Source organism: Phormidium sp. CCY1219, assembly GCF_055795085.1.
This window is the reverse complement of sequence record NZ_JAYFEQ010000788.1, coordinates 24,763-30,762: the sequence shown is the minus strand read 5'-3', so window position 1 is coordinate 30,762 and position 6,000 is coordinate 24,763. Positions and strand designations below refer to the sequence as shown.

Below are 6,000 nucleotides of genomic sequence, written 5' to 3'. Positions count from 1 at the left end.
GGGGACCGGGGGTCAGTCGCTCGGCTTATATCCCCACGGATAAATCCGGGGGCTTTACGCCGATTCTCGGTAAAAATTTGGGGATTATAAGATTCGCCCCTGGGTTTCGGTGACGATCGCGCTTTTTCGCGCGGCTGCTTATCACCTATGTGATTGGTGGTGGGCAATGCCCACCCTACTTACTTTTTTAAGTGAGTTAGGGTCAAGGGCAACGAGGCTCTGGCTCGGGTGGGCGTTCCCAGGCTGAGCCTGGGAACGAGGTGGAGGAGAGGGGGATTTATGTGAAAAACTTAAGTGAAAATAGGGGGAATTGTAAAGACGAGCCGGTTCGGAGAAGAAAAGCAACTTGTTATGAGAAACTAATAAGGCGATGCAAGGTGAGTGCCATTAGAGTACACCTTGCCAAAGACTCAACGCCCTTTTGCTATGTCCGACTCCATCGAAGATAACACTGCCTTAATTTTAGACGGGAAAGCCGTCGCCAAAAAAACCCAAAGCCAACTGCGATCGCGGGTAGAGGGTTTGCAAACCAAAGCCACTCGTCCCCCCGGACTTGCGGTGCTGATGGTAGGGGACAACCCCGCCTCCGCATCATACGTCCGAGGCAAAGAGCGAGCCTGTGCCAGAGTGGGAATCGACTCCTACGGGCGGCATTTTCCCACCGAAACCCGGGAAGAAGAGCTGCTACAGGCGATTGACGACCTCAACCAAGACGATCGCGTAGATGGGATTTTGGTTCAGCTACCCCTACCCCCCCATATCGACCCGGTTGCCGCCATCAATCGCATCCATCCCGATAAAGACGTAGATGGACTGCACCCGGTGAACCTCGGACGATTAGTACGTGGCGAACCGAGTTTACGCAGTTGCACCCCCCTCGGGGTGATGCGCTTGCTGCAAGACTACGACATCGAGGTGAAAGGCAAAACAGCCGTCGTCGTCGGGCGCAGCATTTTAGTCGGCAAACCGATCGCCTTGATGCTGCTCGAGGCAGATGCCACCGTGACGATGGCCCATTCGCGATCGCCCGACTTAAGCGCCATTACTCGCAGTGCCGACATCCTGGTAGTTGCGGTGGGACGCCCAGAACTGATTACCGCCGAAATGGTCAAACCCGGGGCCGTCATCATGGATGTGGGCATCAACCGGGTGACGGACTACTTCGGCAAGTCCTCCCTTACCGGGGATGTGGACTTCGATGCAGTGAAAGAAGTGGCGCGATATATCACCCCCGTCCCCGGTGGCGTGGGACCGATGACAGTGACCATGCTGCTGCAAAATACGGTGGATAGTTACAGCGATCGCCTCGGATTGGAAGGATGACCCGAGACTCGGGGAATGAACTCAATGGCGGAAACGCAACCCCGCCGCCGTGAGTCACCCCCGAAAAAATCGGGATCGGCAAACGACCGCTGACCCGTAGAATAGGGGGAGAATTGAATCTCGGCTCAGAATCTTGCCAAAAGCTGGCATACTGAGAATTCCGAGCTTTGTTTACCAAGGGTGGGCGATCGGGGCAGACCCCTGCGGCGACCAACAGGCCAAGGAGACGCGCCGATCGCCCACCGACGAGCAGCAGGTGAGATCGCAAGTACAAGGGAGGAAGGGATGGTCTTGACCAATCAGACGGATTTCCCGCAAAAGGAATCGGAATTTGACCTCAAAGCCTATTTAGCACAACGAAAAGCCCTGGTAGAAACCGCACTGGATGATTATCTGCCGGTAAAAGCGCCAGAGACAATCTATGAAGCGATGCGCTACTCCCTCCTCGCCGGGGGCAAGCGCTTGCGACCGATTCTATGTCTGGCGAGTTGCGAACTGATCGGGGGGACGGTGGAGATGGCGATGCCCACCGCCTGCGCCCTGGAGATGGTTCACACCATGTCGTTAATTCACGATGACCTGCCGGCGATGGATAATGACGACTACCGTCGCGGTAAGCTGACCAATCATAAGGTGTATGGTGAAGACATCGCCATTCTCGCCGGCGATGGCCTGTTGGTCTATGCCTTTGAAGCGATCGCCACCTACACCGAAAACGTGCCCGCCCCGCGCGTATTAGCCGCGATCGCCCGCTTAGCCCGTGCCTTTGGTGCCGAAGGAGTGGTGGGCGGTCAAGTTGTTGACCTGCAATCTGAAGGCCGGTCGGATATTTCTGAGGAAACCCTGCATTTCATTCACACCCACAAAACCGGGGCATTGTTAGAAGCTTGTGTGGTCTGTGGGGCAATGTTGGGCGGGGCGACAGAGGCTCAATTGCAGCATCTGTCTCGCTACGCGCAAAATATCGGCTTGGCGTTTCAGATTATCGATGACATCCTCGATATTACAAAAACTCAGGAAGAGTTGGGCAAAACCGCCGGCAAAGATTTGCAAGCCCAAAAAGCCACTTATCCGAGTATCTGGGGACTCGAAGAATCCTACCACCAAGCGCAACAGTTAGTTCGAGACGCGAAAGCCGAACTGGCTGAATTTGGCACACCCGCGATTCCTTTAATCGCGATCGCGGATTTCATCACCACCCGCAGTAATTAAAGGTGCTTCACACCATGCACGAGATCGGCACTATCATCGACAACCGCGTGCTGCTGGTTGCTACCCTCGCCTGTTTGCTGGCTCAAACCACTAAGTTAATTATCGAACTGGCGCGCAATCGCAAGTTCAATTTCCGCGTACTGGTGGAAACCGGGGGGATGCCAAGCGCCCACTCTGCCCTAGTAACAGCTTTGGCAACCGGCATCGGTCAAACGGTGGGCTGGAACAGTACCGAGTTCGCTTTAGCGACGATTTTTGCCATTATCGTGATGTACGATGCGGCGGGGGTGCGCCAAGCGGCGGGGAAACAAGCGCGCATTCTCAACCAAATCGTGGATGAGATTTTTCAAGAAGACCACGAATTTAACGAAAATCGTCTCAAGGAACTGCTCGGACATACCCCGTTTCAAGTGATCGTCGGCGCGCTTTTAGGCATCGCGATCGCATGGATGGCCGGTCAGAGTTATTGAATTTCCCGGGAAGGGTCGATCGAATTGAGGGGGGGGGAACCAGAACCGATTGAAGGGAGTGGATAAAGGATAAAGGGTGGCGGTTGTGCTTGAAAACTTCACCCAAAATCCCTTTTCCAATTTCCCTTTCCATTTTATTGTCCGCGCACGGCAGTGTCGAGCAAAATCACGTTGCGGCTATCCACCACCGTAACCCAAAATCCGCGATCGCTGAGGGTCTGCAATACTCGATTCGCCTTTCCTTGGTTCTGCGTGTACTCGGCTAACAAATACGGGCGCTGCCCATAAGACACTAAGTCAATCTCTTTGTCCAAAAATTCCCGCAACTGTGTAGCCACTTGGGGATTATTGAAAAAATCCACCAACACCGCATAGCCGCTTCCCAATGGTTCCGGATTGTAGGACGGGGAATTGGGATTTGGCGAGGGGGACACAACCTCTGCCGGATTTGCACCGGGGGGACGCGCCACAAATGCGGCTATCCCCAAATTCCCACTTAGATATTGCGCCCATTCGTTCGCCACCGCGAAACCATCGAAACCGCCAATCCGGGTGACGGTTTCGTCTAAATAATTACATACCGTGGCGTTGATGCTTCCGCGCAGCAAATCCCGCACTTCCTCTATCTGTGCGGGGGTTTCCGTCTCCACTAAAACCAGATACTCGTCGGCGAGGGGCGGTTCGCACGGCGGATAAGTGGATTGAGCTTTAGCACAAACCTGCACAAATGTCAAAGCGATCGCGCTGAGCAAAGCAGAACGGAGAAAATGACGCGCGAGCCTCGGAAGGGGGAAGTTGTGACGCATGGCTGTTCTGGGTGGTGGATATCAATGACTTGTCGGCACAATGCCGTAGCCTTTCCTTACTGTGCCACAGATGCCAAGGGATCTCGAATGGATTCGCTCGGAGCCTCAAACTGCCCGGTCAGCACGTATTCCAATCGCAATTTTAACCAGGTAATAAATTGCGGATCGGTGGAAATCACCGCCACGGCAGGTTGAGGGCATTTGGCTTTCACCTCAGCCATCTGCGGGGCTTCCAAAAAGGCCGGTTGTTTCACCAACCAAAAATCAATCTCTTTTTCCTTTTCCTGGTAGTAGCGGGTGCGCTCGCGCAACACTTCCTCAAAGGGTTCTTCCTCTAACAAGAATTTTTGACTCGCAAGAAGGTAGTGATAAGTTGTCATCGTGTTTTTTTTCAGCGTAAAAGTCCCGATCGAGTATCGTACAACATTCTGGAAACCCTGGATGATTCAAATTAAAACTGTAGATTTTTTTTGCAAATTTTTCTCATTTTTCCCGGTCGGTTTTTGAGGGTTGCTGCAGCTTCCAAAAGGCTTCGGCGAAGCGATCGCCGATGATTCGATAGCTTTCAGTGGTGAAATGATCGTCGGGTTTTTGTTCTAGCCCATCGGTGGTTATCATCCCCCCATTGGGCAATTCTAAACCGCGCTGCTGGGCTTTCACCATCTGCCGGAAAGGGTTGGGTTCTCCGCTAGGGTGTGGAGCAATTTCGGCAAAAACCACCGGCAGATCGGGCAGCCCCAAGTCGTTGCGAAAATCGGTAACAAAGGCGGTAAATTTCCGATCCCAGGTGTAGGGAGAGCGCTCGACTTGCGAATCGGCTTGCGGATCCGTTCCGTCGGCTTCTCCTTGAAAAAACAACAGACCGGCAATCTTTCCCATTGTGGAGGCGGCGCGCACCCGCTTGAGACAGGATCCGTAAAGGGTGCGATCGCTCATCGATCGCTGCCATTCGGCGATCGCGGTTCCCGCTTTCGCGCAGGGAATCAACCCAATGGGCGGCTCAAAACCGCGCTCTAACAACCCGCGTGCAAAAGCCATCCCCGGACTAAATCCGGCGGCTTTATCTTCCGAGACTAAATCCACTTGATTCGTGGCATCATCTGTGGGTTCGCTTGCCAGATGCCAGCGATAATCGTTACCAAACAGAAAAATGCGCGGATGGGTGGGGGTTCCCGAGGGAGGCATTTTGCCGCGCCCGGACATATTGGACTGTCCGGCTAAAATAAATAAGGACAATTTCCCGCGATCGCCCGAGGGTACCTCACCTTGGTGAGGCTCTGGGGTAACGGTGGCTGCTGGTGGCGGGGGATCCTCTGGGGAGTGGAGGGCGCTGCGCCAATTCCCCACTCCGAACCCGATCGCGGTACCCACCACCAAACCCACCAGTAACCATAAACCGGCTTGGGTTGGCGGTGTTCTCATCATTCCCCACGGATGGCGAGTTTCATTTCGCGTACCGCGCGCTCTAAACCCACGAGTGCGGCGCGGGCGATAATCGTGTGACCGATGTTGAGTTCTTCCATTCCCACAATGCTCGCTACGGGATAGACATTCCAGTAGGTCAAACCGTGACCGGCATTGACGCGCAACCGGGCGGCGATCGCATCGGTACAGCTTTTGGCGAGTACCGCCAATTCGCGTTCGCGATCGGCTTCGGTTTTCGCTTCTGCATAGCGCCCGGTATGCAGTTCGATAAATTTCGCCTGGGTCTTGACAGATGCCTCGATTTGTGCATTGTCCGGATCGATAAATAAACTCACCGGGATATCTGCCGATTGCAAGGTATCCACCACGGTTTTCATGCGATCGCTCTGACTGGCCACATCTAAACCGCCTTCGGTGGTCACTTCTTCCCGCCGTTCGGGGACCAAGGTCACGTAATCCGGTTTGACATCCAGGGCAATTTGCACCATTTCATCGGTGGCCGCCATTTCCAAGTTTAAATGGGTGCGGACCGTTTGTCGCAAAAGGCGCAAGTCGCGGTCCTGAATGTGCCTGCGATCTTCGCGCAGATGCACCGTGATGCCATCTGCACCCCCCAATTCTGCAAACACCGCCGCCGCCACGGGATCCGGTTCTACGGTTCGCCGCGCCTGTCGAATGGTGGCAATATGGTCGATATTGACGCCGAGTGTAGGCAATGCCAGTAGTCTCCTCATCTGGGTGTATGTTGCGGTTTTCATTGTATC

The 6,000-nt window shown here is 54.3% G+C and carries 8 protein-coding genes; 4 read left to right on the top strand and 4 right to left on the bottom strand.

From position 1 onward, the window contains the following. Nucleotides 1–426: 426 nt before the first annotated feature. The 4 genes from folD to AC0QH1_RS24215 all read left to right on the top strand — a co-directional run bounded on the left by folD (nt 427) and on the right by AC0QH1_RS24215 (nt 3,005). Nucleotides 427–1,323, top strand: a complete 897-nt coding sequence (gene folD / locus AC0QH1_RS24230; RefSeq protein WP_324633965.1) for a bifunctional methylenetetrahydrofolate dehydrogenase/methenyltetrahydrofolate cyclohydrolase FolD — start codon at nt 427–429, stop codon at nt 1,321–1,323. Between the two features lie 133 nt (nt 1,324–1,456). Then, a complete protein-coding gene (locus AC0QH1_RS24225; protein WP_324633964.1) occupies nt 1,457–1,618 on the top strand; it encodes a hypothetical protein in 162 nt (53 codons plus the stop codon). Further along, nucleotides 1,609–2,535, top strand: a complete 927-nt coding sequence (crtE, locus tag AC0QH1_RS24220; RefSeq protein WP_324633963.1) for a geranylgeranyl diphosphate synthase CrtE — start codon at nt 1,609–1,611, stop codon at nt 2,533–2,535. Before AC0QH1_RS24225 ends, crtE begins: the two co-directional genes overlap by 10 nt. Before the next feature lie 14 nt (nt 2,536–2,549). After that, entirely contained in the window at nt 2,550–3,005 is a 456-nt protein-coding gene (locus AC0QH1_RS24215; RefSeq protein WP_324633961.1) for a divergent PAP2 family protein, read from the top strand. Nucleotides 3,006–3,139: 134 nt separating this feature from the next. Here the strand turns inward: AC0QH1_RS24215 and AC0QH1_RS24210 are convergent, their stop codons facing one another. From AC0QH1_RS24210 to AC0QH1_RS24195, 4 genes are all read right to left on the bottom strand, one after another. After that, nucleotides 3,140–3,811: a hypothetical protein gene (locus AC0QH1_RS24210; RefSeq protein ID WP_324633960.1), complete on the bottom strand. Its 672-nt coding sequence runs from the start codon at nt 3,809–3,811 to the stop codon at nt 3,140–3,142. A gap of 56 nt (nt 3,812–3,867) precedes the next feature. Next, nucleotides 3,868–4,191 carry an MgPME-cyclase complex family protein gene (locus tag AC0QH1_RS24205; RefSeq protein ID WP_324633959.1) on the bottom strand — a complete coding sequence of 108 codons (324 nt, stop codon included), beginning with the start codon at nt 4,189–4,191 and terminating at the stop codon, nt 3,868–3,870. 103 nt (nt 4,192–4,294) lie between these two features. Continuing rightward, nucleotides 4,295–5,236 (bottom strand): sialate O-acetylesterase, encoded by a 942-nt coding sequence (locus AC0QH1_RS24200; protein ID WP_324633958.1) that lies wholly within the window; start codon nt 5,234–5,236, stop codon nt 4,295–4,297. Further along, the gene (locus AC0QH1_RS24195) at nt 5,233–5,952 is read right to left on the bottom strand and encodes a pyridoxine 5'-phosphate synthase (protein ID WP_324633967.1); all 720 of its coding nucleotides are present in this window, start codon (nt 5,950–5,952) and stop codon (nt 5,233–5,235) included. Before AC0QH1_RS24195 ends, AC0QH1_RS24200 begins: the two co-directional genes overlap by 4 nt. Nucleotides 5,953–6,000 lie beyond the last annotated feature (48 nt).